Source organism: Geodermatophilus marinus (genome assembly GCF_003428645.1).
GTDB lineage: Bacteria > Actinomycetota > Actinomycetes > Mycobacteriales > Geodermatophilaceae > Geodermatophilus.
Genome location: NZ_QVQH01000009.1, coordinates 59,670 through 85,562, shown reverse-complemented (window position 1 = coordinate 85,562; position 25,893 = coordinate 59,670). Strand labels below are relative to the sequence as shown.

The 25,893-nt window shown below is 73.4% G+C and carries 20 protein-coding genes and 1 pseudogene; 14 read left to right on the top strand and 7 right to left on the bottom strand.

Annotation, left to right across the window (positions count from 1 at the left end; all coding sequences use genetic code 11):
- Positions 1 to 25: 25 nt before the first annotated feature.
- On the bottom strand, positions 26 to 454 hold the full coding sequence (locus tag D0Z06_RS12265; RefSeq protein WP_304999758.1) for an MmcQ/YjbR family DNA-binding protein: 429 nt from the start codon (positions 452 to 454) through the stop codon (positions 26 to 28).
- 40 nt (positions 455 to 494) lie between these two features.
- Positions 495 to 3,578, bottom strand: coding sequence for a glycosyltransferase family 2 protein (locus D0Z06_RS26925; RefSeq protein WP_117377693.1), 3,084 nt, complete (start codon positions 3,576 to 3,578; stop codon positions 495 to 497).
- Positions 3,579 to 3,811: 233 nt separating this feature from the next.
- Here D0Z06_RS26925 and D0Z06_RS12255 point away from each other — a divergent pair, with 233 nt between their 5' ends.
- Positions 3,812 to 5,422: a chitinase gene (locus D0Z06_RS12255; protein WP_117377691.1), complete on the top strand. Its 1,611-nt coding sequence runs from the start codon at positions 3,812 to 3,814 to the stop codon at positions 5,420 to 5,422.
- Between the two features lie 52 nt (positions 5,423 to 5,474).
- Here D0Z06_RS12255 and D0Z06_RS12250 read toward each other — a convergent pair.
- From D0Z06_RS12250 to D0Z06_RS12240, 3 genes and pseudogenes are all read right to left on the bottom strand, one after another.
- Positions 5,475 to 6,113 (bottom strand): annotated as a pseudogene (locus tag D0Z06_RS12250) (DUF4386 domain-containing protein); the annotation flags it as partial.
- Positions 6,114 to 6,258: 145 nt separating this feature from the next.
- On the bottom strand, positions 6,259 to 6,585 hold the full coding sequence (locus tag D0Z06_RS12245) for an NAD(P)-dependent oxidoreductase (RefSeq protein WP_199522280.1): 327 nt from the start codon (positions 6,583 to 6,585) through the stop codon (positions 6,259 to 6,261).
- 389 nt (positions 6,586 to 6,974) lie between these two features.
- The gene (locus tag D0Z06_RS12240) at positions 6,975 to 8,879 is read right to left on the bottom strand and encodes a DUF2075 domain-containing protein (RefSeq protein ID WP_199522279.1); all 1,905 of its coding nucleotides are present in this window, start codon (positions 8,877 to 8,879) and stop codon (positions 6,975 to 6,977) included.
- 128 nt (positions 8,880 to 9,007) lie between these two features.
- Between D0Z06_RS12240 and D0Z06_RS12235 the strand changes: the two genes are divergently transcribed.
- Positions 9,008 to 9,439, top strand: coding sequence for a nucleotide pyrophosphohydrolase (locus D0Z06_RS12235; protein ID WP_233517629.1), 432 nt, complete (start codon positions 9,008 to 9,010; stop codon positions 9,437 to 9,439).
- A gap of 70 nt (positions 9,440 to 9,509) precedes the next feature.
- Positions 9,510 to 11,240 carry an HNH endonuclease signature motif containing protein gene (locus tag D0Z06_RS25810; protein ID WP_199522278.1) on the top strand — a complete coding sequence of 577 codons (1,731 nt, stop codon included), beginning with the start codon at positions 9,510 to 9,512 and terminating at the stop codon, positions 11,238 to 11,240.
- Positions 11,241 to 11,304: 64 nt separating this feature from the next.
- Here the strand turns inward: D0Z06_RS25810 and D0Z06_RS12225 are convergent, their stop codons facing one another.
- Entirely contained in the window at positions 11,305 to 11,826 is a 522-nt protein-coding gene (locus tag D0Z06_RS12225) for a very short patch repair endonuclease (protein ID WP_117377687.1), read from the bottom strand.
- Positions 11,827 to 11,998: 172 nt separating this feature from the next.
- Here D0Z06_RS12225 and istA point away from each other — a divergent pair, with 172 nt between their 5' ends.
- Positions 11,999 to 13,240: an IS21 family transposase gene (istA, locus tag D0Z06_RS12220; protein ID WP_117377686.1), complete on the top strand. Its 1,242-nt coding sequence runs from the start codon at positions 11,999 to 12,001 to the stop codon at positions 13,238 to 13,240.
- Entirely contained in the window at positions 13,237 to 14,010 is a 774-nt protein-coding gene (gene istB, locus D0Z06_RS12215) for an IS21-like element helper ATPase IstB (RefSeq protein ID WP_117377684.1), read from the top strand. Before istA ends, istB begins: the two co-directional genes overlap by 4 nt.
- Before the next feature lie 11 nt (positions 14,011 to 14,021).
- Here istB and D0Z06_RS12210 read toward each other — a convergent pair whose 3' ends face one another.
- Complete coding sequence (locus D0Z06_RS12210) at positions 14,022 to 17,168, bottom strand: DUF3427 domain-containing protein (protein WP_117377683.1); 3,147 nt, start codon at positions 17,166 to 17,168, stop codon at positions 14,022 to 14,024.
- A gap of 119 nt (positions 17,169 to 17,287) precedes the next feature.
- On the opposite strand from D0Z06_RS12210, the gene D0Z06_RS12205 reads away from it, so the two are divergent.
- The 9 genes from D0Z06_RS12205 to D0Z06_RS12165 all read left to right on the top strand — a co-directional run bounded on the left by D0Z06_RS12205 (position 17,288) and on the right by D0Z06_RS12165 (position 25,383).
- Entirely contained in the window at positions 17,288 to 18,199 is a 912-nt protein-coding gene (locus D0Z06_RS12205) for a DUF4253 domain-containing protein (RefSeq protein WP_147332038.1), read from the top strand.
- Between the two features lie 23 nt (positions 18,200 to 18,222).
- Entirely contained in the window at positions 18,223 to 18,657 is a 435-nt protein-coding gene (locus tag D0Z06_RS12200) for a ribbon-helix-helix protein, CopG family (protein ID WP_117377679.1), read from the top strand.
- On the top strand, positions 18,654 to 19,007 hold the full coding sequence (locus D0Z06_RS12195; RefSeq protein WP_117377677.1) for a DUF5615 family PIN-like protein: 354 nt from the start codon (positions 18,654 to 18,656) through the stop codon (positions 19,005 to 19,007). Before D0Z06_RS12200 ends, D0Z06_RS12195 begins: the two co-directional genes overlap by 4 nt.
- A gap of 113 nt (positions 19,008 to 19,120) precedes the next feature.
- Positions 19,121 to 19,723 (top strand): type IV toxin-antitoxin system AbiEi family antitoxin domain-containing protein, encoded by a 603-nt coding sequence (locus D0Z06_RS12190; RefSeq protein ID WP_199522277.1) that lies wholly within the window; start codon positions 19,121 to 19,123, stop codon positions 19,721 to 19,723.
- 50 nt (positions 19,724 to 19,773) lie between these two features.
- Positions 19,774 to 20,835 carry a nucleotidyl transferase AbiEii/AbiGii toxin family protein gene (locus D0Z06_RS12185; protein ID WP_199522276.1) on the top strand — a complete coding sequence of 354 codons (1,062 nt, stop codon included), beginning with the start codon at positions 19,774 to 19,776 and terminating at the stop codon, positions 20,833 to 20,835.
- Positions 20,836 to 21,035: 200 nt separating this feature from the next.
- Positions 21,036 to 21,809: a nucleotidyltransferase domain-containing protein gene (locus D0Z06_RS25805; RefSeq protein WP_199522275.1), complete on the top strand. Its 774-nt coding sequence runs from the start codon at positions 21,036 to 21,038 to the stop codon at positions 21,807 to 21,809.
- Complete coding sequence (locus tag D0Z06_RS12175; protein ID WP_117377676.1) at positions 21,806 to 22,141, top strand: HepT-like ribonuclease domain-containing protein; 336 nt, start codon at positions 21,806 to 21,808, stop codon at positions 22,139 to 22,141. The genes D0Z06_RS25805 and D0Z06_RS12175 overlap by 4 nt, the downstream gene beginning before the upstream one ends.
- A 291-nt stretch (positions 22,142 to 22,432) precedes the next feature.
- Positions 22,433 to 24,079 carry a nuclease-related domain-containing DEAD/DEAH box helicase gene (locus tag D0Z06_RS12170; protein ID WP_117377674.1) on the top strand — a complete coding sequence of 549 codons (1,647 nt, stop codon included), beginning with the start codon at positions 22,433 to 22,435 and terminating at the stop codon, positions 24,077 to 24,079.
- Between the two features lie 8 nt (positions 24,080 to 24,087).
- Positions 24,088 to 25,383, top strand: a complete 1,296-nt coding sequence (locus D0Z06_RS12165) for a DUF6884 domain-containing protein (protein ID WP_147332037.1) — start codon at positions 24,088 to 24,090, stop codon at positions 25,381 to 25,383.
- Positions 25,384 to 25,893 lie beyond the last annotated feature (510 nt).

The following is a 25,893-nucleotide window of genomic DNA, read 5'->3' as shown; positions in this document are numbered from 1 at the left end:
TCCCGCGGCGCCCGGTCCTCCCGGCTCAGGCTCGGGCGGTGCTGCCGTGCGCCGCGAGCCAGGCGGCCCGCCGGCGGGCGGAGGCCCGGGCGAGCCAGGCGTCCTGCACCACCTCGGCCAGCTCCTGCCGGCCGAGCTCGCCGAGCCGGCTGGCCTGCACGAGCACCGAGTCGTGCCCGTCGAAGTGCGGGGTGGTGAAGAACGGCGTCGCCGGGTCCTGCACCAGCGCCTGCTTGTCGGCGTCCGACTCGACCCAGAGGACGATCACGTCGGGCAGCTTCTTCCCGGTGGCGGGGTCGACGGCGTCCGGCCGCGGGGTGCGGAAGAAGACGAAGGACTTCCCGCCCACCTGGTAGACCGGGTTGCCGCTGCGCCCGCGGACGACGGTGACGTGCGGCAGGCCGAGCGCGATCTCGTGCACGTCCGCCACCCGCGCCCGCCGGTCAGCCACCACGCCGGGCAGCGTAGGGCGCCCGGTGCGGTCGCGGGCGGGCTCAGCCCACGCCCGCACCCGCGGCCGTCGGGGCGGCGGGCCGGCCCGGTCCGCGGCCGGCGGGAGCGGGCAGGCCGAGGAAGAAGCCCTGGCCCAGGTGCACCCCGCAGGACCGCAAGGCGTCCCGCTCCGCGGCGGTCTCCACGCCGGAGGCGATCACCTGGCAGCCGCGCTCGTCCGCGAAGGGGGCGAGGGCGGCGAGCAGGGCCTGCCGCGCCGGGTCGTGCTCGATGCCGGCCGTGGTCTCCCGGCCCAGCTTGAGGAACGCCGGGCGGTGCCGCTCGACCCGGCTGAAGGTGTCGTACCCGACCAGCGGGTCCTCCAGCGCCACCCGGATGCCCACCGGCAGGTCGGCGGTGTCCAGCTCACGGCTGCCGGCCAGCGCCCCGGACTCGAGGACCACCGGGCAGCGCGACCGGGCCGCGACGGAGAACAGCTCGCGCCGCGCGTCCCACATCGCGGCCGACACGTTGACCGACACCCAGGCGCCGTCCGGCAGCCCGGCGGCGGCGGCCAGCGAGGCGCGCATCATCGCGCTGTCGAGGTCCACGCCGACGCCGCGGTCGGTGGCGGCGGTGAGCCGCTCCTCCGGCGGCCGGCCGTCGGCGAAGCGGCACAGCGCCTCGTAGCCCACCGGCTCGCCGGTCGCCAGGTCGACGATCGGCTGGAAGACGGTGAAGAAGATGAAGTCGCGGAAGGCGGCCACGACGGCGCCGTCCTCGGCGGTCTCGAGCTCCGCTGCCGGCCGCGGGGCGGGCAGGGAGTGCCGCCCGCCGGCGGCCGCCACGGCCGCGTCGTCGGCGGCGCGCGGGAGGCCGTAGTGCAGCACCGACGCCCAGTCGGGGGTCGGCGCGGCCGGGGCCGGGCGGCGGTCGGCCGCCGGGCGGGGGGCCGCCGTCCGTCGGCCGCCGGCCGGCCGCCGCGGCTCCACCGGGCGGTACAGCCAGTCGCGCAGGTGCACCCACAGGTCGGTGAGGCTGTTGCCGATGCCGACGAACGCGACCATCGCGTACGTGGCCAGGGAGGCGTTGAGCGCGGCGAAGAACAGGTTCACCCACCGCTGCTCCTGGACGTCGACCACGATGGTGTAGACGCACAGCCCGATCAGGGCCAGCGGGACGAGGAGGAACGGCGCCCCGGCGGTCGTGCGGTCGCGGACCTTCGGCGTCCGCCGGAAGGCGCTCTTCTCCCCGGTGATCAGCTGGAGGATCGAGGCGAAGGAGCCCGACAGGTTGACCGGCAGCAGGATCAGGTTGAACCCGTAGATCCGCAGCACGTCGCTCCGGCGGTACCCGGTGGTGCGCAGGTCGCCGGCCATCACCAGGAAGTAGGGCACCGAGACCAGCAGCAGCAGCGGGTTGAGCAGCTCGGAGTTGAACGGGTAGCAGAGCATGATCACCAGGCAGACGGAGCTCCAGGCGATCGACGCCATGTAGTTCACCCGCAGGAACAGCTCGCCGAAGCGGTTGCGCTCGCCGCGCGCCCGGCGGGCCTTCACCTGCTCGCGCAGCTTGGACAGGATCAGCAGCCCGCCGTTGGCCCAGCGCTGGCGCTGGATGCACAGCGAGCCGAAGTCCGGCGGGGTGGCCGAGTAGGCCAGCCGCTCGGGGTAGTTGACCAGCTGCCAGCCCCGCGTGCCGAGGTCGATGGTCGACTCGGTGTCCTCGATGACCGTGCGGTCCTGGATGTAGCGGCGGATCTCGAAGTCGCCGTCGTAGTCGATCTCGACGATGTCGTCGAGCGCCTTCTTGCGCAGCACCGCGTTGGCGCCGACCCAGAACGTGGCGTCGTAGTGGGTCATGCCCTGGTGGACGATGTGCTGCAGGTCGGTGGAGGCGCCGGAGATGCGTTCGAGGCGGGTCGCCGACCCGGGGAACGAGCTGTACGGGGTCTGCGCGACGGCCACCCGGGAGTGCGCGCTCTGCGCGAGCAGGTGCACCATCCGCGCGGCGTACTCCGGCAGCAGCATGCTGTCGGCGTCGAGGGTGAGCACGAAGTCCGGGTCCTCGACGACGAGGTCGGCGGCCCGCGCCGAGGAGGGGACCAGCGCCAGGCCCACCGGGGTGTCCACCTCGCGGTAGGCGCCCCCCATCAGGCCGATGTAGCTGTTGAGGTTCATCGCCTTGTTCGGCTCGTGCGACAGCGAGCGGTAGCGCTTGCGCTCGAAGCCGGTCACGCGGGCGGCGAAGGTGGCGACCAGCCGGCGGTGCAGCTGCCGCAGCCGCTCGGCGGGCAGCACGGCCCCCGCGTCGGCCGCCCCGGCCAGCGCGTCGCCGACCGTGGCCAGGTCGCGGGCCAGCGCGCCGACCACGTGGTCGACGAAGAAGAGGTCGGTGTGGTCGACGACGTCGTGGCGGGCGGCCAGGTCGTCCAGCCAGGCGACGGCGAAGCGGTAGTGCCCGGCCAGCTCCCGGACGTCCTCGGTCGTCGGGGCGCGCCCGCCCCCGTCGCCGCCGATCTCGTGCTCGAAGGCGTCCCGGGCGGCGCGGAAGCGGCCCGCGGGGACCGCCAGCTCGGCCTCGATCGCGCCGGGCAGCGCCCGGGCGTCGGCCAGCAGCGCGCGGGCCCGCGCCGTCGTCGGGTGCTGCGGGTCGTCGACGAGCAGGACGACGTGCAGCGCCGGGTACTCCTGCAGGGCGGCGGACAGCAGCGTCGTCCGGATGACCCGCTCGTCCTCCTGGTAGGAGGGGACGAGCACGGTCAGCGGGGGAGCGGGGGAGTCGAAGAAGGCGTCCAGGACGGCGCGGGAGGCCCGGGTGTGGGCGCGGCTGCGGTAGAAGAAGCCGATCCGGGTGATCAGGTAGGCCATCGCCGAGGTCGCGAGCCCCGTCACCATCAGCAGGTAGACGATCGCCTCGATGACCAGCCGGGCGCTGTCGGCCTTGCCCTCGATGAACTGCTGCTCGATCGTGAACGCCACGTAGACCGCCCACGCGGAGACGGTCAGCACGATGGCCAGCCGACCGATCGCCATCCGGCCCTCGGAGACCTTCGGCGGGACCAGCGGCAGCGGCTCCCGGCGCCGGTCGCTGCCCCACTGCCGCCGGACGTCCGGCAGGCGCGGATCGGGCGTGGTGCGTCGCATCGAGGGGTCCGCCTTCGCGATCGTCCGGTCCAGGCGTCCGCCTGCACTCGAGGACGACCATCGGCGCGCCGCCGCCGGGCCTGAGCCGGCGCGGCCCGGGATCCCCCGGCGGGGTGAGGTCCCGGCGGGTCCGGCGGCTCCGGTCAAGTCGGGTGCGGGGCGGGCCGACGGTCTGCGGGAGAGATCCGCGGCCCCGACCCGGGCGCCGCGTCGACGAGAGCGAGGACTTCCCCATGGGCGGATCGCGCGCCGCGGCACCCGGCGAGGCGGCACCCGGCGAGGCGGCACCCGGCGGGCCGGCGGACGACGAGCAGCCGCGCCGCCGGCTCTCCTGGACCCGCCTGGGCCTGCTCGTCCTGGTCGTCGCGCTGGTCGGCGGCGGAGGCTTCGCCTCGGTGACCCGGGCGGCCGACCAGCGAGGAGCGGTTCCGGTGGCGTCGTGGAGCGTCCCCTACGTCGACGTGACCCTCACCCCGACCTTCCAGTTCCAGGACCCGGAGGTGAACCCGGCCCGCACCGTGGCCCTGGCCTTCGTGGTCGCCGACCCCGAGGACGGCTGCGCGCCGAGCTGGGGCGGGTACTACTCCCCAGAGCAGGCCGGCACCGACCTGGAGCTGGACCGCCGGATCGCGCAGCTGCGCTCCGCCGGCGGCGACGTCCTGGTCAGCTTCGGCGGCCAGGCCAACGACGAGCTCGCGGTCACCTGCACCGACGCCGGCGACCTCACCGACGCCTACCGCGACGTGGTGGAACGCTACGACCTGGCCACCATCGACCTGGACATCGAGGGCCCGGCCCTCGCCGACCGGGCCGCCGCCGCCCGGCGCGCCGAGGCCGTCGCGGCCCTGCAGCGGGAGCGGGCCGCCGAGGGGAGCCCCCTCGCTGTCTGGCTCACCCTGCCGGTAGCCCCCACCGGGCTGACCGGCGAGGCGGTCGAGCTGGTGCGCGCCACGCTGGCCGGGGGCGTCGAGCTGACCGGCGTCAACGTGATGACCATGAACTACGGCGCCGCCCGGGCCGCGACGCAGTCGATGCGGGCGGCCACCGAGCAGGCCCTGCGGGCGACGGCCGCGCAGGTCGAAGAACTCTACGAGGAGCACGGCACGGAACTGGGCGGCGCCCGGACCTGGGCCCGCATCGGCGCGACCCCGATGATCGGCCAGAACGACGTCGACGGCGAGGTCTTCACCCTGGCCGACGCCGAGGCGCTGGCCGGATTCGCGCGGGACACCGGGCTGGGCCGGATGTCGCTGTGGTCGCTGAACCGGGACACCGCATGCAGCGCGAGCTTCGCCGACGTCGCCGTCCTGTCGAACACCTGCAGCGGCGTCGACCAGGAGCCGCTGGCCTTCGTCCAGACCTTCGCCGAGCTCGGCGACGGCCCGGCGGCGCGGGTCAGCGACGTCGTCGTCCAGGACCCCACCCGGCAGGCCGTCGTCGACGACCCGGCCACCAGCCCGTACCCGGTGTGGCGGTCCGAGGCGCAGTACCCGGCCGGCTACAAGGTGGTCTGGCACGGCTCGGTGTACCAGGCGCGCTGGTACGCGGAGGGGATCGACCCCTCCGTGCCGGCCACCGCCGCGACCCCGTCGCCGTGGGCGCTGCTCGGCCCGGTGACCACGTCGGAGGCCGCCCCCGAGCCGGTGCCGACGGTGACCGGCGTGACCGAGGTCTGGAACCCCGAGACCCTCTACCAGAAGGGCGCCCGCGTGCTGCTCGACGGCCTGCCCTACGAGGCGCGCTGGGCCAGCCGCAGCGAGGCCCCCGGCACCCTGTTCCCGGTCCGGTCGGACCAGGCCTGGCAGCCGCTGTTCACCCTGCCCGGCCAACCCGCCGGGAGCTGAGCCGCCGAGCGGGGTCAGCGCGCCCCGGGGCGGCCCTCTACCTCCGCCGCGATCATGAAGTTCGGGAAGCGGCACGCCGGTCCGGCTCGGCACGTCGGTTCCCGCGCTTCATGATCACGGGCGCCGAGGGCCGCCGGACGCCCCGGACCAGGAACCAGAGGGTGAGGCCGATCTCCCCGATCAGGGTGGGGGTCAACGCGACGACGGCGGCCGCGCCGCCGTAGCCGTCGACGAGCAGGCCGGCCAGGCTGTCGACGACGTACCCGGCGCCAGCGGCGACCACGAACCAGCACAGCAGCCGCGGCACGTACCCCGACCGGTGCAGCGCGGCGCCGAGCAGGACCAGGTGGACGCCGAAGAAGACCAGCGCGACCAGGAAGCCGTCGCTGAAGGTCTGCAGGGCGTCGAGGCCGCGCTGTGCCGACCCGGGGCCGACCTCGGCGCCGCTCGGGAGCACGAGCAGCCGGTGGGCGGTGAACAGCTCGACCAGGAGCGCCGCCACCGTCGCCGAGTACAGCAGCCGGAAGGCGGCCGCGGCCATCGCCAGCCCCCGGCCGAACGGCTCGAGCAGCAGGTAGAGGGTCAGCGAGATGGCGACGTCGACGGCGACGACGGCCACCCACGCGGCGATGCTGAGGGTGAACGCGGTCGCGGACCCGGCCACGTCGGCGGCGGTCCCGGCCGCGTCGCCGGGGGTGAGAGCGACTCGAGGGTGAGCGGGCCGGCCATCCCGAGGCCGACGAGGAGCAGGTAGAGGACGCCGGTGAGCCGGGCCAGCCGCTGCGGGGACAGCTCCCGCGGTGCCGCGGGCGGGGCGGCGTCCGTCAGCGTCGCGGTCATGCCGGCACCTCCTCGGCGTGGGCCAGCGCGGAGGGGGTGAGCCGGCCGACGATGGCGGGGGCCTCCCGCACGAGCGCGTCGTCGTCGACCGCCTCGACCATGAAGAGCGCGAAGTCGACCCGGCGGGTGAGGTTGCTGGCCAGCACCGGATCGCCGACGTGGCGGCTCCAGCGCGGCAGGCCCTGGCTCGCGCCGTCCTCCAGGTCGCTGCCGCGGACGACGGTCCACCGGGTGTCGCTGGCGAAGACCCGCCGGCAGGCCTCGACCTGGTCGTCCAGGTCGACGACCCGGGCCAGGCGGGCCAGCCGGCCGAACACCGCCACGAACGCCCGCAGCCGCAGCGGGTAGACGTCGCGGCCGTCCCGGGTGATGTGCCAGCCGCAGGAGAAGACGTTGCGCGCCAGCAGACGGAAACGTGTCGTCGCTGACCGCCTCCGGCGACGAGATTCAGGGGCCAGGCCCTGGTGGGGGAGCGTTCGCGACCTTGGCCGCTACACGGTTGGCGTCCATGTGCCCACCGACCGCTCCTCTTACAGCTCCTCGCCATCTCTCGGTGATGCTTCGGGTTCACCGCGCTCATCGGCGGGGGAGGAGAGCGACAGGATCACGTCGGCCGCAACATCACCAGGCGGGGGGACGATGGGACGGTTCACTCGGCTATCCCGTCTTGGTCGGTGACCGGCGCCGATCCGGTACACCTCTCGCCCGCGGACTACAGAACGCCGGGACCTGCTGCAGCCCACGAAGGAGTCCCGCCGACGAGCGAGTGGAGCAAGTCCTGCGTCTCCGCATCCGTCGAGTAGAGGAGCGTTCCTCGCATGCCGCGGCTGAGCAGGACCTTGTAGACGTTGCGTACCAGGGCGTCGAACTCCTGGTCGCTCACCCGCTTGGTGTTGCGGAAGTCCGGGTCGCGGTTGGCCGAGCGGACGGCGACCCACCGGTCGGTGCGCCACACCAGGTCCGGTCCCATGAGCACGCCGTTCCAGTCGTACTCGAAGCCCTGCGCGGTGTAGACGCAGCCGACCTGGCTGAAGCCGGCCGGCTCGCTGGCCCACAGCGCCGACGGGGGAGCGCCGCCCACCGACCGCTCGCCTTTGAGGTTCCACGGCCGCGCCCAGTCGCCGATCTGCACGTCGGGCACCAGCGAGCCGTCCTTGCGCGGGTCGCTCCACGGCCAGCAGTAGCCGGCGGCCATCCGAGCCCCGTAGCGCTCCTCCAGCTTCGCGCCGAGCGCGACCTCCATGGCCGACGGTGAGTCGACGACCCGGACCTCGAAGTTGGGGTCGCCGTCCCACGGCACCGGGCCGCCGGGCTTGAGCCCGAGCAGCCGCTCGACCCAGTCGATGTACGCTTCGGATCCACCGCAGCGGTACTGGGCGCTGAGGTCGACGTGGTGCACCGCCAGCCCGCGCTCGCGCGCTGCCTTCTCGATGTCCTCGACGGTGCCCAGCTCGCCGGGTCGTACGACCTGGTTCTGGTCCAGCAGGAAGACCGGCACCCGGGCGGCGTCGATCAGCTCGTCGACCTGGGCCTTGCCGGTGCGGTGCTCGGCCTTGGTCCACCGGTTCGCCGACGTCTCGCGGAGCCGGTGCGCCTCGTCGGCGATGAGGACGTCGAAGCCGTTGCTGTCGGCGTCCATGAAGCTGTTGAAGTACTTGAACAGCGACTGGACCTGCCGCGAACCCCGGCCGGCGACCTTCCGGAGCGTCTGGGTGAACGAGCGGGACCCGGTCGCGTGGATCGCCGACCGGCCGCGCCGGTTCAGCTCACCCAGCAGCGACAGGGCGATGACGCTCTTCCCGCTCCCCGGGCCGCCGGACACGATCACCACGCTCTTGTGGTCCCCGGCGCGGGCCTTCTCGACCTCGTGCATCACCAGCTCGAAGGCCACCCGCTGCTCGTCGAGCAGGACGAACTGCTCCCGCCGGCGGACCTCCTCCGCGGCGACCGCCATGAGCTGCTTGCTCGGCGCGATCGCCGAGTGCAGCAGCCGGTCGGCGGAGACGCTGCCGTCGCTCGGCGCGAGCCGGCCGCGCAGGAAGTCGAGCCACTCACCGCGGTTCTGCCCGGTGAACAGCCGGCCCAGCTCGTCCTGCGGGTAGTTGAAGAGCGCGCCGACCCCGCCCGTGGTCGCGTTGTGCAGGTACGCGGCGCCGGCGAGGACGTCGGTCGTCCCGTGCAGGACGGCGGTGAAGTCGAGCAGGTACTCGGCGTAGGACCGCACCTGGGCCACAGGGTGCAGGATCGGCCGCGGCCCGTACGACGGCTGGACGACGAGCTCGGCGTCGTCCTCGAACCCGTGCGCCTGGGTCCACTGCTTGAGCTCGACGAGGACGTAGGAGGGTGCGTCGCGGCGCGGGTGCCGGCCGGCCAGGACGACGTCGATCCGCTTGCTGCTCAGCGGCAGCTGGTACTCGAGCAGGACCTCGACCCGGTCGAGCCCGGCCTGGAGGAGGTCGTCGGCGAGGACGCGGAGGCTGGCGTCCCAGGAGCGCACCTCCGCGGCCGAGGCCCGGCGCTTCATCTGGAAGGACATCTGCTCGGCGAGGACGGCGCCGACGCGGCCCTCACGGGCCAGGTCGGCGAGGCCTCGCGCCGAGGTGCGCAGCAGGGGCAAGGACAGTCTCCGGGCAGCACGAATCGACTCGTGCGGGTGGAGGCCTGTCCGGAGAGCGGAAGCCTGTCGGGCCGCGTCCCCCGACAGTAGTGGGGCGGGTCGGCCGGTCCCGTGCCGATACTCGGCCCGTGTCGGACATCGCGGACCTCACTCGTCGCATGCGCACCTTCACCGAGGCCCGCGACTGGGCGCGGTTCCACGATCCCAAGTCCCTGGCGCTCGCGTTGGTCGGCGAGGTGGGGGAGCTGGCCGAGCTCCTGCAGTGGCTCCAGCACGACGAGCAGGCGACGGCGGTCCGCGAGCAGCCGCTGAACGGTCGCCTGGCCGAGGAGATGTCCGACGTCCTGCTGTACCTGCTGCGCCTGGCGGACGTCGTCGGCGTCGACCTCGCTCAGGCGGCGGCGGACAAGCTCGAGGCCAACGAGCGCCGCTTCCCGCCGGTTTGCCCATCGGAGCGTGGCGCCTCCCAAGGCGTAGGAGCCCCGATCCGGAGTGTCACTCCCCGCCGTCGCGGACGCGCTCGCATAGTGGGGCGGCCGGCGCGGACCGCGTCGGCGTAGCGAGCACGGCCCAACGGGCTTCCACCAGGACATGCCCTCACCCGCTGCGAACACCGGACGGCGCGGATGAGTGACGCATTGGGTCGGATCGATCTCCTTCGAGCAGCGGGACAACTGGGAGATCTGCAAGCGGGAGTCGCTGTTCGGCTCCAATACCGTCACCGCGCTCGGCGTTCGCCGAGGTGATGAGCTCTTCATCTGGGGGTCCCGGCGGGGGTGGCTCGCGCGCTGCCGCGCGACGGCTGACGCGCGTCGACCCCGCGGCGTCGAGGAGGTCCCCTGGCCGGAGCCGGAGCGGTACACTGCGCTGATCCCGATCGAGGTTCTCGACGAACCCGCCGAGCCGCTGTACATGTCCGGCGGCGAGATCGAGGACACGGTCGGGATCGGCACCATCCAGCTGCCGCGGTTCCCGCGCGTCGATCCGAGCCGTGCGGAGCACCTGGCTGACTTGCTCGCGAAGAGCTCCGGCGCCGGCCTCCGTCTCGACGGGGAGCGGAGGACGACGTCGACCCCCGGGCGCAGCGATGCTGAAGCCGACCCGCTGCTCGCGAGCCTGGGCGACCTCACGGTCGACCGGCAGCTCGGCAAGCCGGCTCCCTACCAGCAGCTCGTCCTGCTGTGGGCGATCTCGGCGGCCGTGCGTGGCCGCGAGCGGCTGCGGCCTTTCTCCGAGGTCCGGAACGAGCTGCGTGCGCTGCTGCGGCCGTTCGCCGTCGGTGAGAGCGAGCCCGATCCCGAACTGCCTTGGTTCGCCCTTCGCCGGTCAGCGTGGTGGCAGTTGTCCCCGCTGCCGCCGGGCCCGGTCGGTCGCGGTGGCCGGGACTTCGTCCGGCGCGAGGACCCGGTCGCCGGCCTGGCCCGTGAGGTCCACGCACGGGTCCGAAGCGACGCGGAGTTCCGGCGGCGCGCGGTGGAGAGGCTCGCCGCTGCGCTGGCCGATGCGGAGGCGCGTGACCGGACCCTGGCGGCGCTCGGGCTGCTGGCCGTCCCCGCGGCCCCGGAGTCGGGCCCGGATGTGACGAGCTTGCTCGAGAGCCTCATCGGCCGGACGCTCTCGACGGCGACGGGTCAGGAGAACACGGTCCTCGCGGTGCAGCCGCCCAGGGTCCTGGTGGCCACGGGTCGATCACCCGAGGGGCAGCCGGTGCCGATCGCCATGGTGCAGCGCGGGCTGGACCTCATCCGGCGCGACGGAGCCGTGACCGTCGACGTCCCCACCCTCGGGCACCGCAGCTCCTTCGTCGGTGCGGTCCTTGCCACGCTCCCCGGCGTCACGGTGTCGGGCTCCCCGCCTCGTCTCACGCTGCCGGTGCGAAACCTCGACGGGTCCGGACGTCCGGCCGGCGACGAGGAGTTCGAGGACCCAGCCATCCCGCCCGGCTACGACGAGCGGAACAAGGCCCACCGGGCCATCGTCCAGCGGCGGGGCCAGAAGGCGTTCCGGGACGGCCTTCTCGCCGCCTACGAGGGGGCGTGCGCGGTCACGGGGACGGCGGCAGAAGCTGTGCTCGAGGCGGCGCACATCCGCCCGTACCGGGGACAGCTGCACAACACGGTGACCAACGGGCTGCTGCTGCGGGCGGACATCCACACGCTGTTCGACCTGCACCTGCTCACCGTGCTGCCGGTCGGGAGCATCCGCATCTCGCCGGAGCTGGACGGGACGCTGTACGCGGAGCTCGACGAGCGGATGGTGCGCCGACCGGCATCGCCTCCTTGCCGACCGTCGCCGGCGGCCCTCGAGGAGCACAACGCCGCGTGCGGATGGTTGCTCGGGGCCGTCGCACGGCTCGATTGAGGTCCATCTGCCCGACCGCTTGAACCGCGTTGCCTACGGCAGACCTGGCCGAGGGATCTCCATGTCACCGCCGTGCGCACGCGGGCGTCTCCGCGTGAGCTGCGACTTCCGATGTCGCTTCGGAGGTGAGCCGCTGGATCGCTGTCTCGTCGTTCAGGCGAGCCACGATCGTCGTGACGACGGCTTTGGGATCCTCGTGTTCCCAGAATCGCAGGACCGTCCAGCCCAGGCCTTCGAGCTGAGCCGTGGCGGCTGCGTCGCGAGCCCGGTTCATGGCCATCTTCTGGACCCACCACGAGGTGTTCGCCTTGGGCATGTGCTGGTGCTCGGGGCAGCCGTGCCAGAAGCACCCGTCGATGTAGACCGCCAGACGTGCCCCGACGAAGACGATGTCGATCGTCCGTCTCCGCTGCCCCGGGATCCGGAAGCACACGCGGTAGCGCAGCCCCCGGGCGTAGAGCAGCCGCCTGACAGCCATCTCCGGTCGGTTGTCCCGTCTTCTGAGCCGGCTCATGCGGCGGGAGATCTCGGCGCTCGTGGCCCCAGGGTGAGGGCCGGGGTCCAAGCGGGGGCTATCGGCCGGCATGTCGTCACGAGTACCAGCGCGTGCCGACAGCCCCGGCTGGGCTGCTCAGGATCCGTTACGGGCGCTCAGGCCACCTTGGTGTCGACGACGCCTGAAAACTGACCCCCTCGCGACACTCGAAAACTGACCCCCTCCCGAGACCCTGGCTCGAGCCGAGCCGGGGAGGGACGAGGTGTTGTCCGTGGAGGACTGGGCGGAGATCCGCCGGCTGCATCGGGCCGAGGGCATCCCGATCAAGCAGATCGCCCGGGTGCTGGGCGTCTCACGGAACACGGTGCGAACGGCGCTGCGGGCCGACCGGCCGCCGAAGTACGAGCGGGTCGGTCAGGGGTCGATCGTCGATGAGGTCGAGCCGCGGATCCGGGAGCTGCTGCAGGCGTTCCCGACGATGCCGGCGACGGTGATCGCCGAGCGGATCGGCTGGAGCCGGTCGATGACCGTGCTCAAGAAGCGGGTGGCCGAGCTGCGACCGGTCTACCTGCCGCCCGATCCAGCGTCGCGCACGCAGTACGCGGCCGGCGAGATCGCCCAGTTTGACCTGTGGTTCCCGCCGATCACGCTGCCGGTCGGCTGCGGCCAGAGCCGCACCGCCAAGCAGTTGCCGGTGCTGACGATGGTCTGCGGCTACTCCCGGTGGGCGGCCGGCGTGCTGATCCCCTCGCGCAACGCGGAGGACCTGTTTGCGGGCTGGTGGCAGCTGCTCGCCGGCCTCGGGGCGGTGCCGCGGGTGCTGGTCTGGGACGGTGAGGGTGCGGTCGGTCGCTGGCGCGGTGGCCGCAGCGAGCTCACCGCCGACTGCCAGGGCTTCCGCGGCACGCTGGCCACGAAGGTGCTGATCTGCCGGCCGGCCGATCCCGAGGCCAAGGGCCTGGTCGAGCGGCTGCACGACTACCTCGAGCGCTCGTTCCTGCCCGGGCGGACGTTCACCGGCCCGGCCGACTTCAACGCCCAACTGGGCGCCTGGCTGGCCATGGTGAACACCCGTCCCCGGCGGGCGCTGGGGTGCGCCCCGACCGACCGGATCGCCGCCGACCGGGAGCGGATGCTCACCCTGCCGCCGATCGCTCCGGCCACCGGCTGGCGCAGCAGCACGCGCCTGGCTCGGGACCACTACGTGCGGCTGGACGGCAACGACTACTCCGTCCATCCGGCGGTGATCGGCCGCCGGGTCGAGGTCGTCGCCGACCTGGCCCGGGTGCGCGTGCTCGGCGACGGGCGGCTGGTGGCCGACCACGACCGGGCCTGGGCCCGCCACCAGACGATCTCCGCCGAGGAGCACGTGGCCGCCGCCCGGGCGCTGCGCGCGGCCCGGATCGGGCTGCTGCGCCCGGCTCCGCCCGCCGGAGAGGTGGAGATCCGGCCACTGAGCGACTACGACACCGCGCTCGGGCTCACCGACGGAGGCGTGGCATGAGCCGGGACCTGGTCGCGGAGGTGGCGTTCCTGACCCGGGCGCTGAAGGCGCCGACCTTGCGCGAGGCGGTGCCGCGGCTGGCCGAACGGGCCCGCGAGCAGGGCTGGTCGCACGAGGAGTTCCTGGTGGCCTGCCTGCAGCGGGAAGTCTCCGCGCGGGAGTCCCATGGCGGTGAGGGCCGCATCCGCGCCGCCCGGTTCCCGGCGCGGAAGAGCCTGGAGGAGTTCGACTTCGATCACGCCCGCGGCCTCAAGCGCGACCTGATCGCCCACCTGGGCACGCTGGACTTCGTCACCGCGCGGGAGAACGTGCTGCTGCTCGGGCCACCGGGCACCGGCAAGACCCACCTGGCCACCGGGCTGGCGATCCGCGCCTGCCAGGCCGGGCACCGGGTCCTGTTCGCCACCGCCACCGAGTGGGTCACCCGGCTGGCCGAGGCCCATCACGCCGGCCGGCTGCACGACGAGCTGCGCCGGCTGGGCCGCTACCCGCTGCTGGTCGTCGACGAAGTCGGCTACGTGCCCTTCGAGCCCGAGGCGGCCAACCTGTTCTTCCAGCTCGTCAGCAGCCGCTACGAGCGGGCCAGCCTGATCGTGACCAGCAACAAGCTCTTCGGCCGCTGGGGCGAGGTCTTCGGCGACGAGGTCGTCGCCGCCGCCATGATCGACCGGCTGGTTCATCACGCCGAGGTGATCTCCCTCAAGGGCGACAGCTACCGGCTCAAGGACCGAGACCTCGGCCGCTCGGCGGCCGCCACCGAAGACGCATGACCACGAGGGGGTCAATTTTCGGCCGTCGCTACGGGGTCAACTTTGGAGCGTCGTTGACACTTGGCAGCCGTGAAGACGTCCGCGGGCAGGGCGTGCTCGAGCCGCCAGAGGATGCGCATCGGGCGCTCCCCGGTGTGCGACACGTAGCTCATCGGTCCGGCGTAGAGGTACGGCGGCGTGCCGAGGCTGCCGTCGGCGGTCTTCGTCTCGCGAAGGAACAGGTGCACCGTCGTCCCCATCTCGCGGTGGTGGGCGTACCGCTGGCCGGTCGGTGACTTCTCGGCAGTCGAGTTCTGCGACTCCCACTGGAACAGCGTCGGCGAGATCGCGTGGTCGGCGTACATGGTGGTGGGGGAAAAGTGCGCCTCCGTCTTCACCAGCGTCACGAAGAAGACGTCGGCCCGGTCGCCCGGCACCCAGCGCACCCCGGAGCCCCACGTGCCGTTGAGGTCCTCCAGCCCGAAGGCGGCGAGCGCCTCCTCGCGGCTGTACCGGGCGTGCACGTGCAGGGGGCGAGCGCCGGCCACCTCGACTGCCGGCGTCACCCGGTGGATTCGGTCCTGCAGGACGCCGGTCAGTTCCCGCAGTTCCGCGGCGCGGCCCCGGTTGGCGAGCAACCGGGACAGGCTCGCCTCCACGGCGCTGAACGGCGTCCGCGCACCGAACAGCGAGAAGTGCAGCATCGCCGCGAGCCGGCGGAGGCGCGGGGTCTCGTCGATTTCCACCCCGGCCGAGGTGACCGCGCGGATGAACTGCAGGCGTTCGAGGTCGTCGACGTGGAGCATCCGGCTGATCGCCGCGCCCAGCGCCTTGTCATCCGGCCCCGGCTCGCCGTCGTCCCACCCGGCCGCCCGACGCAGGTCCAGCCAGCTGCGGTCGGCGCCGCGGTAGAGGTCCTCGAGTTCGATGCCGGTCTCCTCGAGGAACTGGGCCAGCGTTGGCCGGTCCTGCTGGGCGGCCTCGGCGACCAGCCCCTTCCACGCCACCGACAGCGACTGCCTGATGTTGTCCAGCACGATCCGCTGGGCGACCCGGTCGAGCTCGACGTGGCAGCCGGCCGGCAGCGTGGGGAACTCCTGCTCGACCTCCCGCTGCAAGCCGCGGCGCGACGTCCCGGTGAGCGCCCGGAAGCGCAGGTCGAACCGGAACTCCCGGTGCTGGGCGCCGATGAAGTCCAGGACGGTCAGGCACGGCTTGTCCTCGGCCAGCCGCAGGCCGCGGCCGAGCTGCTGGAGGAAGACCGTCGCGCTCTCGGTCGGCCGCAGGAACAGCACCGTGTCGATCGAGGGCAGGTCGATGCCCTCGTTGAACAGGTCGACGGTGAACAGGACGTTGACCGTGCGGTCGCGCAGGGCGGCCAGAGCGCCGTCGCGCTCGGCCGGGCTGGTCAGTGACGTGATGGCCAGGCTGGGAATGCCGGCGCGGCTGAAGCGGTCGGCCATGAACTGTGCGTGCTGGATGCTCACGCAGAAGCCCAGCGCGCGCATGCGCCCGGCGTCGTCGACCTTGTCCGTGACCGCCTGCAGGATCAGCCGGACGCGGGCGTCGTCCCCGGTGTAGACGTTGCTCAGCTCGGCGACGTCGTAGCCGCGGCCGCGCTTCCACTGCAGCCGGTCGAGGGCGACGTCGTCGTGGAGGCCGAAGTACTGGAACGGCGCGAGCAGGCCCCGGTCGATCGCCTCCCACAGCCGCAGGTCAACGGCGGTGCGGCCGTCGAACCAGGTCCGCACGTCCGCGCCGTCGGTTCGCTCCGGGGTCGCGGTGAGCCCGAGCAACACATTGGGCTGGACGTTTTCCAGCAGGCGGCGGTAGGTCGCGGCCATGGCGTGGTGGAACTCGTCGACGACCACGAGGTCGAAGTGATCCGGCGGCAGTGTGGTCAGGTCCAGCTGGGCCAGTGACTGGACCGAGGCGAACACGTGGCGCCACTCGCGCGGCTTCTCCCCGTCGACGAGGAGCTCGCCGAAGTCGCCTCGACGCAGCACGTGCCGGAAGGTCGACCGGCTCTGTGTCAGTAGCTCCTTGCGGTGGGCGACGAACAGGAGGGTCTCCGCCGTCCCGGCGGCCTGCAGGCGCCGGTAGTCGAGCGCCGACACGACGGTCTTGCCGGTGCCGGTGGCCATCACGACGAGGTTCCGCCAGCGGCCGTGGATCTCCCGCTCAGCGCGGAGCTCGTCGAGGATCTCCTGCTGGTAGGGGAACGGGCGGACGTCGAGGGTCGAGATCTGGATCGGGAGGTCACGCGGGCCGCCACGCTCGGCACTGAGCGCCGTCCGCAGCCGGTCGCCGTCGTGGGCCGGCTCGTAGGACTCGAAGGACGGGTCCTCCCAGTAGCTGTCGAACGTCTCGGCGAACGTCTGCAGCAGGTGCGCCTGCTCGACGTGCGAGAGCCGCACGTTCCACTCCAGCCCGTCGGTCAGCGCCGGTGCGGAGAGGTTGGACGAGCCGACGTAGCCGGTCGACAGACCTGTGGCGCGGTGGAACAGCCAGGCCTTGGCGTGCAGCCGCGTCGTCCGCGTCTCGTAGGAGACCTTCACCTCGGCGCCGAGGCCGACGAGGTGGTCGAGGGCCCGCTGGTCGGTGGCGCCGAGGTAGGTCGTGGTGATGACGCGCAGCCGCCCGCCGCGGCGGAGGAAGTCGGCCAGGCCCTTCTCGAGGACCCGCAGGCCCTGCCACTTGATGAACGCGCACAGCAGGTCGACCCGATCGGCGGAGGCCAGCTCGCGGTTGACCTCGTGGCCGATGCGCGGCTGGCCGCGCCCGTTGACCAGCAGGGCGCTGGTCGACAGCGGCACCCCGGGCCGGTCGGGGAAGGACGGCGGCCCGGGGGTGCCGCCGGGTGCGGCGACGGCGAGCAGCGTGCGCGCCGGGTGGACGACGTCGTCCTCGACCGTGGCCGCGCCGGGCGCGAGCGCGGTGATGGCCTGGACGATGCCGTTGGCCAGTTCGACCTGCCGGGTGACCGAGGCCCCGTCGCTGCCGCCCACGCCGCGAAGTGCGCGACGGGTGATCTCCGCGATGTGCCTCGTCAGCGACTCGTGCGCGTCCGCCGGGTCGAGACCTTCGTGCTGCACCAGGAGGTCGTCGATCTGCCGCAGTCGATCGGTCAACCTTGTGGTGAGCAGGTGCTCGTAGACACCGGCCGGCACGTCCCCCATGAGCTGACCGTAACTGTGTAGCTACCCGAGCCTGCGGACCTGAGGTCGCCAGAGGTTCGCGATGGTCGGCCTGTGGACAACGAGAGCGACTGGTCGCCGCGCGCTGCCAGCCTGGCGCGGTGACTCTTCGCTACTCCCCGGCGCCCTCGGGCTCCTGGGGCGACCGGCCGGTCGGCGACGGCGTGGCCCTCCCCGTCGAGCCGCCGCGGGCCGATGAACCCGGCCTCGTGCCTCCCGTCGGACCGCTCCGGCTCGGCCCGGTCGCGCCGGGCTCCGGCAGGCCGGTCGTCGGCAGGACGACGGACGACGAGCCGCCGCCCGCCGTGCTGTGGGTGACCGACGCCGAGGTGCCCGACGCGGTCGCGGCGTGGGCCACCCTGGCCGGCCATTTCCCGCAGACCGGGCTGTGGCCCCTCCTGCTGCAGGGGTTGTACGACGGCTCGGGGCGGCCGTGGGACAGCGGCGAATTCCACCCCGCGACCGAGGGCGAGATCGCGGCGATCGACGTCCGCCAGGTGCTCGAGGACGGGTGGCGCGGCAGTCTGGTGCCGATCAACGACCCCTGGGCGCCCGGCACCGGACCGCTGGCGCCGTTCCACCCCACGTTCCCCGGGCTCGCGCCGGCACAGCCGGGGCCACCAGTGCAAACTTTCGTGCCGGCCACGGGCGGCGCGCGTATCGGACTGGTCAGCTGCCGGCGTCCCGCCGACGCCATCGGCGTCGCGGGCTGGCTGGGGGCGCTCAACGTGTGGCAGCAGCCGGCGACGGTCTCCGCGGTGCTCCGGTCCTGGGAGGACCGGCTCGGCGCGATCGTCGTGGGCCTCGGCTTCGCCACCCTCACGCTGCTGGTGACCCGCCCGCCGGAGACCGACGACGACGCCCTGCGGGTCGCCGCCGAGGTGGCGGCGCTGTGCCCGGACGCGCTCTGGCAGCCCGAGGTACTCCTCCCGCATCCGCCGCGGGAGGCGACACTCGAGTCGATGAGCCGGCTCCTGGTGAGGCAGACGCTCTGGCGCCTGTGGTTCGGCTGACTTCAGGTGACTACGGTGTAGCCATGGCGAGTCCGCGGTCGGTCCGGCTGCCTGACGACGTCCTGCGCCGGCTGGCAGACGTCGCCCGGCGCAACGGCGCCTCGGTGTCCGCCACCATCGAGCGGCTGCTGGACGAGGCGCTGCGGCGCGAAGCGCACCCCGCGATCACGTTCCGGGACGGGCCCAGCGGTCGCCGGGCCGGCCTGGTCGCCGGGCCGGACGTCGACGAGGTCATCCGCACCCTTCGGGCGGTGCAGGCGGAGGGGGCCGCGGACGCCGTCACGGCGGCAGCCGAAGCGGCGTCGCTCACGACGGCCCAGGTGCGGGCAGCCGTCGCCTACTACGCCGACCACACCGCCGAGGTCGACGAGCGGATCGCGGCCAACCAGCGGGCCGCCGACGAGCGGGAGGCGGCCTGGCGCCGGCAGCAGGAGATCGTCGCCGGCACGCCGCGGTGAGGCTGCTGCTCGACGAGATGTACCCGCGGCGCCTGGCCGAGCAGCTGCGCGCACAGGGCCACGACGTCGTCGCCGTCGTGGAGATCCCGGAACTCGTCGGCAGCAGTGACCTCCAGGTCGCGCGACGGGGACAGCAGGACGGGCGCGTCGTCGTCACCGAGAACGTCGCCGACTACGCGCGGCTCGGACCGGACGAGCACGCCGGCCTGGTGCTCGTCAACGCGCGGCGGTGGCCGCGCACGACAGGCGGTCTGCCCCGGCTGGTCCAAGCCCTCGGAGCACTTCTCGCGGCCCGGAACGCGTCCGCGGAAACGGAGCGCGAGATCGCCGGCGCGGTCGAGTGGCTCTGACGGTGACGCTCGGCCGCGTCCTCATGTGGGCTTCAGGTCCGCGGTGAACCTGCCGAGGGAAGTGTAGACAGACAGAGGCATCTGTGTACGATTCTTGCGGGAGGAGGTGGATCGTGTCCGTCGTGACGACCGCCCGGCAGAACTACCTCGAACGACTGCCTGCGACGTTCACCTACGCACAGGCGCGCCAACTGGGGCTGAGCGACTGGACCCTGTACCGGCTGCGCGACGACCACCTCATCGAACCGCTGGGCCGCGGCCTCTACGGACGTACCGACCTCGCCGACGGCGACCACGACTTGCTCGCCATCGCGACCCGGGCGCCGCGGGCCACGCTGTGCCTGCGCTCGGCGCTGGCCCGCCACGGCCTCATCGACGACATCCCCGCGGCCATCGACATCGCACTGCCGCGCGGCACCCGGACGCCGGCGCTGGACGCCCCGTTCAGCTGGCACCACTTCGACGCGGCAACCTTCGACCTCGGCCGCGAGCAGATCGAGCTCGGTGCTGGGCGCACGATCGGCCTGTACAGCGCCGAGCGGTGCATCGCCGACGCCTTCCGGCTCGCCGGTCACGAGGGGCCCGAACTCGGCAACGAGGCCCTGCGCCGCTGGCTGCGCCGGCGGGGCTCCGCCCCGGCGGCCCTGCTGAAGATGGCCGCGCAGCTACCCCGGGCCGAGGCGTCGCTGCGCCGTTCGCTGCAGATCCTGCTGTGAGGCCCACTCGCGCCACCGCCCACGGTCGGGCCTACCTCGACCTGCAGAACATGGCCCGGCGGGAGAAGCGACCCACCGACGAGCTGCAAGCGCTGTACGCGCTCGAGGGCTTCCTGGCGCGGCTGTCGGCGTCCGCTCACGCCGACAGGCTGGTGCTCAAGGGAGGTGTCCTGCTCGCCGCCTTCGACGCCCGCCGTCCGACCCGGGACGTCGACCTCCAGGCCCAGGCGCTGCCCAACGACACCGCCACCCTTCTCCACCTGGTCCGCGACATCGCTGCGACGTCGCCGCCCGACGGCGACGACGGGCTGGTCTTCGACGCGCAGCACGCCTCCGCCGAGGTCATCCGCGACGAGGACGAGTACCCCGGCGTGCGGGTGAGCCTCACCGCCCGGCTGTCCCAAGCACGGGTCGCCTTCCACGTCGACGTCAACGTCGGTGACCCGATCTGGCCGGCGCCGCAACCGGTCGAAGTACCTCGCCTGCTGGGTGGCAGCATCCGGCTGGGCGGCTACCCGGTCCCGATGGTGCACGCCGAGAAGATCGTCACCGCGATCAGCCGCGGGGCGGCCAACACCCGCTGGCGGGACTTCGGTGACGTGTACGTCTTGTCCGGCAGGCACCCGGTGACCGCGACCGAGCTGCGCGCCGCGATGAGGAGGTTGCCCGTCACCGCAGCGTGGAGCTGCAACCGCTCGAGCTCGTCCTCGACGGCTACGCGTTGCTCGCTCAGCCCCGCTGGTCGGCCTGGCGGCGCAAGCACCGCCGGGATGAGCTGCCGACCGCGTTCGGCGACCTCCTCGCTGCGGTCATCGACTTCACCGATCCGGTCCTGTCCGGCCGCGTCGACGATGGCTCGTGGAAACCCGACCAGCGCACCTGGGGGTGAGCGGCCTCTTCTCCCGCGGACAGGCCGCGTAGCGCCCCGGGAAGAATGCCTCTCCGAGGGCACCCGGGCGTGGACGATGTCGTGTCGCAGGGCGCGATGGCAGCCCCTCCGCGGCTCCGCAGGCGCCACTCCGGGGAACGTCACCACCGTCGTCCGTGCCCATGGGGCCGACGGGTGGCACAGCCGGATCACCGACTCAATCACGCGGATCACGGGTCGGTGACACCGGCGCCTGCGCCCGGGACCGGGGCGGGTGTCCGCGGCCGCGGCGGGGCACCAGGGTGGACGACGTCCCACCGGAAGTCCCGTCCGGCACAGTCGTCCCGCCGTTACCAGGCCACCGGGGCCTTCGCGGCGAAACCCGTGGCGGGCCGGTTTGCCGTCCGTACGCTCGGCCGAAACCGACCACGGACGGACGGGAACGTGGGCAAGCACCTGCTCGACGAGACGGCCGAGTTCACCCTGCCCCGGGTCGCGCGGCACGCCGCCGCGGACGAGGACGAGCCGGAGAAGAGCAGCGCTTCGACTACGGGCACCGGCCGCAGCGGCCGGCGCCAGCCGCGCGGCAGAACCCGGAGGCCGACGCCCGATAACCGCGCGGGGCAACCGCCCTGTGAGCTTTGGGCTATATCCCTCGATCGTCCATATCGACGATCCGCTATGCTGCCGGCCGTGCCGGTCATCGAGTCCGCCAGCACGATGCTGCGGGAGGCGCGCGCCCGGGCGGGCATCACGCAGGCCGACCTGGCCGCACGGGCCGGCACCACGCAGAGCGTGGTTAGTGCCTACGAGTCCGGACGGCGGGAGCCCACCGTGCCGGTCCTGCTGCGACTGATCGCCGCGACCGGCCACGCGGTCGACGCCCGGCTGGTACCCGGGGAGCCCGGGCATCCGGCGCCGCTCGCCGGTGTGCTCGGCCGGCGAGTGCGTCGGCACCGCCGGGAGATCGCTGCCATCGCGACTCGGTACGGGGTGGGCAGGGTGCGGGTCTTCGGCAGCGTCGCCCGGGGCACCGAGCGGCCGGGTAGCGACATCGACCTCGTCGTCGACGTGCCCGACGGCACCGGCTTGTTCACGCTCGGCCGGCTTCGCCGCGACCTCGAGGAGCTCCTCGACGCCCCGGTGGACGTGGTGCCCGCGCAGGGGCTCAAGCCCGACGTCGCGGCGCGCATCGCTGCCGAGCTCGTGGACCTGTGACCCGCTATCGGCGCCAGCGCCTGCTGGACGTGCAGGCTGCTCTCGATGCGATCGACTCCTACGTGCGACGCGGCGACCTGTCGGACGGCATGGTGTTCGACGCCGTCCGCGTGCGACTGATCGAGATCGGTGAGGCGGTCAAGGCGCTCCCGAGCGAGCTGCTCGCCCTGGAGCCCGACCTGCCCTGGTCCGAGATCGCACGGATGCGCGACCAATTGGCGCACCGCTACTTCGACACGACCCACGCGATCGTCGCCAGCACCGTGACGCAGGACCTGCCGCACCTGCGAGACGCCGTCAGTCGGCTGCTCGCGGCCGAGGACGAGGACTGACTGCGGCCCCCTCGCATGGCGCCTCGGGCGACGGACCTCCTCCGGACCGGAGGCTCGACGTGTACTCGATCCCTGCAGGCCGGGTGGCGACGCCGACGGGCCCGCTGTGTAGCTGAGGGAGTCCGAGGGACGGGTGGGGCCGATGCGGGACCGACCCGGTCGAAACCCTCGAGTGCGCGGGCACCGGTGTGCGACCGTCGCCCGGTCGACCTGCCGCAGAGGCAGTACGAGGACGGAGGCAGACGCGGTGACCGCCGGCGTTGTGCACACGAGGCTTCGAGGAACCCGGCCGTGACGGCGCGGTTGTTCCCGGACGACCCCGCGTTCGGCTCGGCGGCCGAGCAGCTCTTCGTGCAGATCCTGCGGGAGCAGCTGCCGGACGACGCCGTCCTCTTCTGCAACCAGCGGTTCAGCGACGGCGGGGAGGACCGCGAGGCCGACGTGGTCGTCGCCTGGCCCGGCGTCGGCATCGCCGTCGTCGAGGTCAAGGGCGGCAGCGTCTCCCTGCAGCGGGGCGAGTGGCGCCAGGTCGGTGACGGCGTGGACCGCGTCATCCACCCGGTCGACCAGGCCGTCGCCTGCAAGCACCTGCTGTGCGACTACCTGGCCGACCACCCGCGCTGGACGGCGGGCCGGCCGCGGACGGCGCACCTGGTCGCGCTGCCGGCGACCACGCTGCCCGCCGGCTTCCGGGCGCCGGGGCTCGCCCGGTGGATGGCCCTCGACCGGACCGACCTCCCGCACGCCGCCGCCCGGATCCGCGCGGCGCTGCAGCGGGTCCGCGACGAGCCCGAGCCGCCCACCGCCCGCGACGTCGAGGACCTCGTCGACTGCCTGGCCGGCACCGCGATCCCGCAGCAGCACCTGGTGGCCTGGCTCGCCGAGCGCGAGGCCGCCTGCGACCTGCTCACCCGCGACCAGGCCAGGGTGCTCGACCTGCTGGCCGGCCGGAACCGGGTGGAGATCACCGGCGGCGCCGGCTCGGGCAAGACCTGGCTGGCCGTGGAGAAGGCCCGCCGCCTGGCCGCAGACGGGCAGCGCGTGGCGCTCATGTGCTACTCGCGCGGCCTCGCCGAGTTCCTCCGGCGCCGGGTCGAGAAGCTGCCCAAGCGGCAGCGGCCGGACTACGCGGGCACCTTCCACTACCTCGGCATCGGCTGGGGCGTGCCCGAGGGGTCGGACGACGAGAGCCGCTACTGGGAGGAGTTCCTGCCCGCGCGGATGGTGTCGCTGGCCGGGGCCCTGCCCGAGGCCGAGCGCTTCGACGCGATCGTCGTCGACGAGGGGCAGGACTTCGCCGCAAGCTGGTGGGACGCCGTCCTCGCCGCGCTGCGGGACCCCGCGACCGGCTCGCTGTACGTCTTCTCCGACGAGGGCCAGCGCATCTTCGCCCGGCAGGGCGGGCCCACCGTCGCGCTGGAGTCCTTCCCGCTGACGGAGAACCTGCGCAACACCAAGCAGATCGCCGGCACCTTCTCCAGCCTCGCGCCGGGCATGCGGGTGCGTGGCCTCTCCGGCGTCCCGGTGCGGTTCGTGCCCTGTACCTCGGAGGAGGCCGTCGACGTGGCCGACGACGTCGCCGCCGCGCTGCTCGAGGACGAGGACTGGCCGCCGGAGTCGGTGGCCCTGCTGACCACGTACTCGCGGCACCCGGTGCAGAAGGAGCGGCAGGCCGCGGGCCCCGACGCCTACTGGGCCACCTTCTGGGACGACGAGGACCTCTTCTACGGGCACGTGCTCGGCTTCAAGGGCCTCGAGCGGCCGGCCGTCGTCCTCGCCGTCAACGGCTTCCGCGACGAGGCCCGCGCCCGGGAGATGCTCTACGTCGGCCTCTCCCGCGCGCGCGACCTGCTCGTCGTCTGCGGCGACCTGGAGCTGATCCGCCGCGTCGGCGGCGAGGGCGTGGCCCGGCGCCTGACGGCGGCCGACACGAGATGACCGACGGCGTGGACTTCCTCCTGAACGGCATCCGATACGCACTGGACACCGAGACCGTCCGCACCGCCGTCCGCGGCCGCACGCCGGACGAGGGGCGCGAGCACTGGGTGGACGTCGACGGCGTGCGCTGGCCGCCGAAGCAGGTGTTCGCCCTGGCGACCGGCCTCGACCGCGGCGAGTTCACCTCGCACACCGCACTCCGGCAGCTCCGGCGTCTCGGCTTCGTCACCAGTGACTGGGGCGCCGCCGGCCGGGCAGCGACCGGTGCGGTGCAGCCGCCCTCGAGAACTGCGTCCCTCTCGTCGGCTCGCGTCGTCCTGGTCGGCTGCTCCAGCAGCAAGGCGCCGACGGCCCGGCCGGCGGCCGAACTCTTCACCGGGGCCGCGTTCACCAAGGCCCGCGATCTGGCGATCTCCACCGGTGCTCCGTGGTACGTGGTGAGCGCGAAGTTCGGCCTTCTCGACCCTGCGGAGGTCGTCGCACCGTACGACGTCTACCCGCCGGACCAGCCGGCGTCGTACCGGGCGGCGTGGGGCGCCTGGGTCGTCGCCCAGCTCGCGTCGCGACACGAGCTCTGCGGTACGGAGGTCGAGGTGCACGCCGGCCGGGCGTACTGCGATCCGCTGCGGGCGCCGCTGGCCGCGGCCGGGGCCACGCTCGTCGAGCCCCTCGCCGGTCTCACGCAGGGGGAGCGGCTGGCCTGGTACGGGCGTCGGCCGCCCTCCCACGAGCTCCGACTGACGCCCGGCTCGTGCCTCGTGCCGGACGTGAGCCCGCTGCTCGACCCGGCGAACGCCGCCATCCCCTCCGCCTTCCTCGCGGCCGGGCGGGCCGCGGCCGACCGTCCCGGGCTCTACAGCTGGTGGGTCGACGCCGCCGGAGCCGACGAGCTGACCGCCGGGCTCGGGCACCTGGTCGAACCCGGGCTGGTCTACGCCGGCCGGGCGGGCGGGATCCGGCCGAACGGCTCGGCCTCGGCGAACACGCTGTGGGGGCGGGTCGCCGAGATGCACCTCGGCGGCAACCGGTCGTTCTCGACCTTCCGGCTGACCCTGGCGGCCTGCCTCTCGGCGTCCGCCGGGCGGGCGGTCGGCGAGACGGAGGTCAGCGACTGGATCCACGCGCACCTGAGCGTCGCCGTCCTGCCGCTGGCTCCCGAGGACGTGAGCCCGGGCGAGACGGAGCTGCTGGGGAGTGCGGACCCGCCGCTCAACCTGAGCGGGGTGCCACGCACCCCGCTGCGGCAGGCCCTCACCCGGCTGCGCTCGGCGCTGACGAGGTCGGCTCGAGCAGGGACGGCGTGAACCGGTCGGGCCCGCGGGCGTCCGCGAGCTCCTGACGGCGCCTTGAGTCCTCCGATCGGGGCACGATCGCGCACGTGGCCTGGCGTGTCCTATCCCCTGCCCGCTGACATGTCGTCCGGGACGGGCCCGGGGCGAGAGGACAGCGGTGGTCAGGGACGGAGCGGGGCACGGGGTGCCCAGCGGGTTGCGGACCTCGCCCACCGGCAGGGTTCCGCAGTGGGTCCTCGACGAGGCCGCCGGCCGGCCGCTCGCCCCGGCCCCGTGGCGCGCCTGGGAGCCCTCCGGGCAGCCGACCCGTCCCAGGGGACCACGTCGGCTCCGCCGGGCGATCACCCTCACGCTGCTGCTCGGCCTCGTCGGAACCGTCGCAGTGGTCGATCCGCTCGACCGCCTGGCCGGCCGTGGTGCCGCACCGGCCTCGGCCTCGGTGCCGACTCCCGGGTTCGAGGCGGCGGACGCGCCTCTCGGCACCCCACCGCCCGTTCCCGTCCAGAGCGGAGCCCATGCCTT

Coding starts and splice junctions, on each gene's coding strand:
- D0Z06_RS26925 (WP_117377693.1), bottom strand. CDS start 3,578: ATGCGACGCACCACGCCCGATCCGCGCCTGCCGGACGTCCGGCGGCAG.
- D0Z06_RS12255 (WP_117377691.1), top strand. CDS start 3,812: ATGGGCGGATCGCGCGCCGCGGCACCCGGCGAGGCGGCACCCGGCGAG.
- D0Z06_RS12225 (WP_117377687.1), bottom strand. CDS start 11,826: ATGCCGGCCGATAGCCCCCGCTTGGACCCCGGCCCTCACCCTGGGGCC.
- istB (WP_117377684.1), top strand. CDS start 13,237: ATGAGCCGGGACCTGGTCGCGGAGGTGGCGTTCCTGACCCGGGCGCTG.
- D0Z06_RS12210 (WP_117377683.1), bottom strand. CDS start 17,168: ATGGGGGACGTGCCGGCCGGTGTCTACGAGCACCTGCTCACCACAAGG.
- D0Z06_RS12200 (WP_117377679.1), top strand. CDS start 18,223: ATGGCGAGTCCGCGGTCGGTCCGGCTGCCTGACGACGTCCTGCGCCGG.
- D0Z06_RS12185 (WP_199522276.1), top strand. CDS start 19,774: ATGGCCCGGCGGGAGAAGCGACCCACCGACGAGCTGCAAGCGCTGTAC.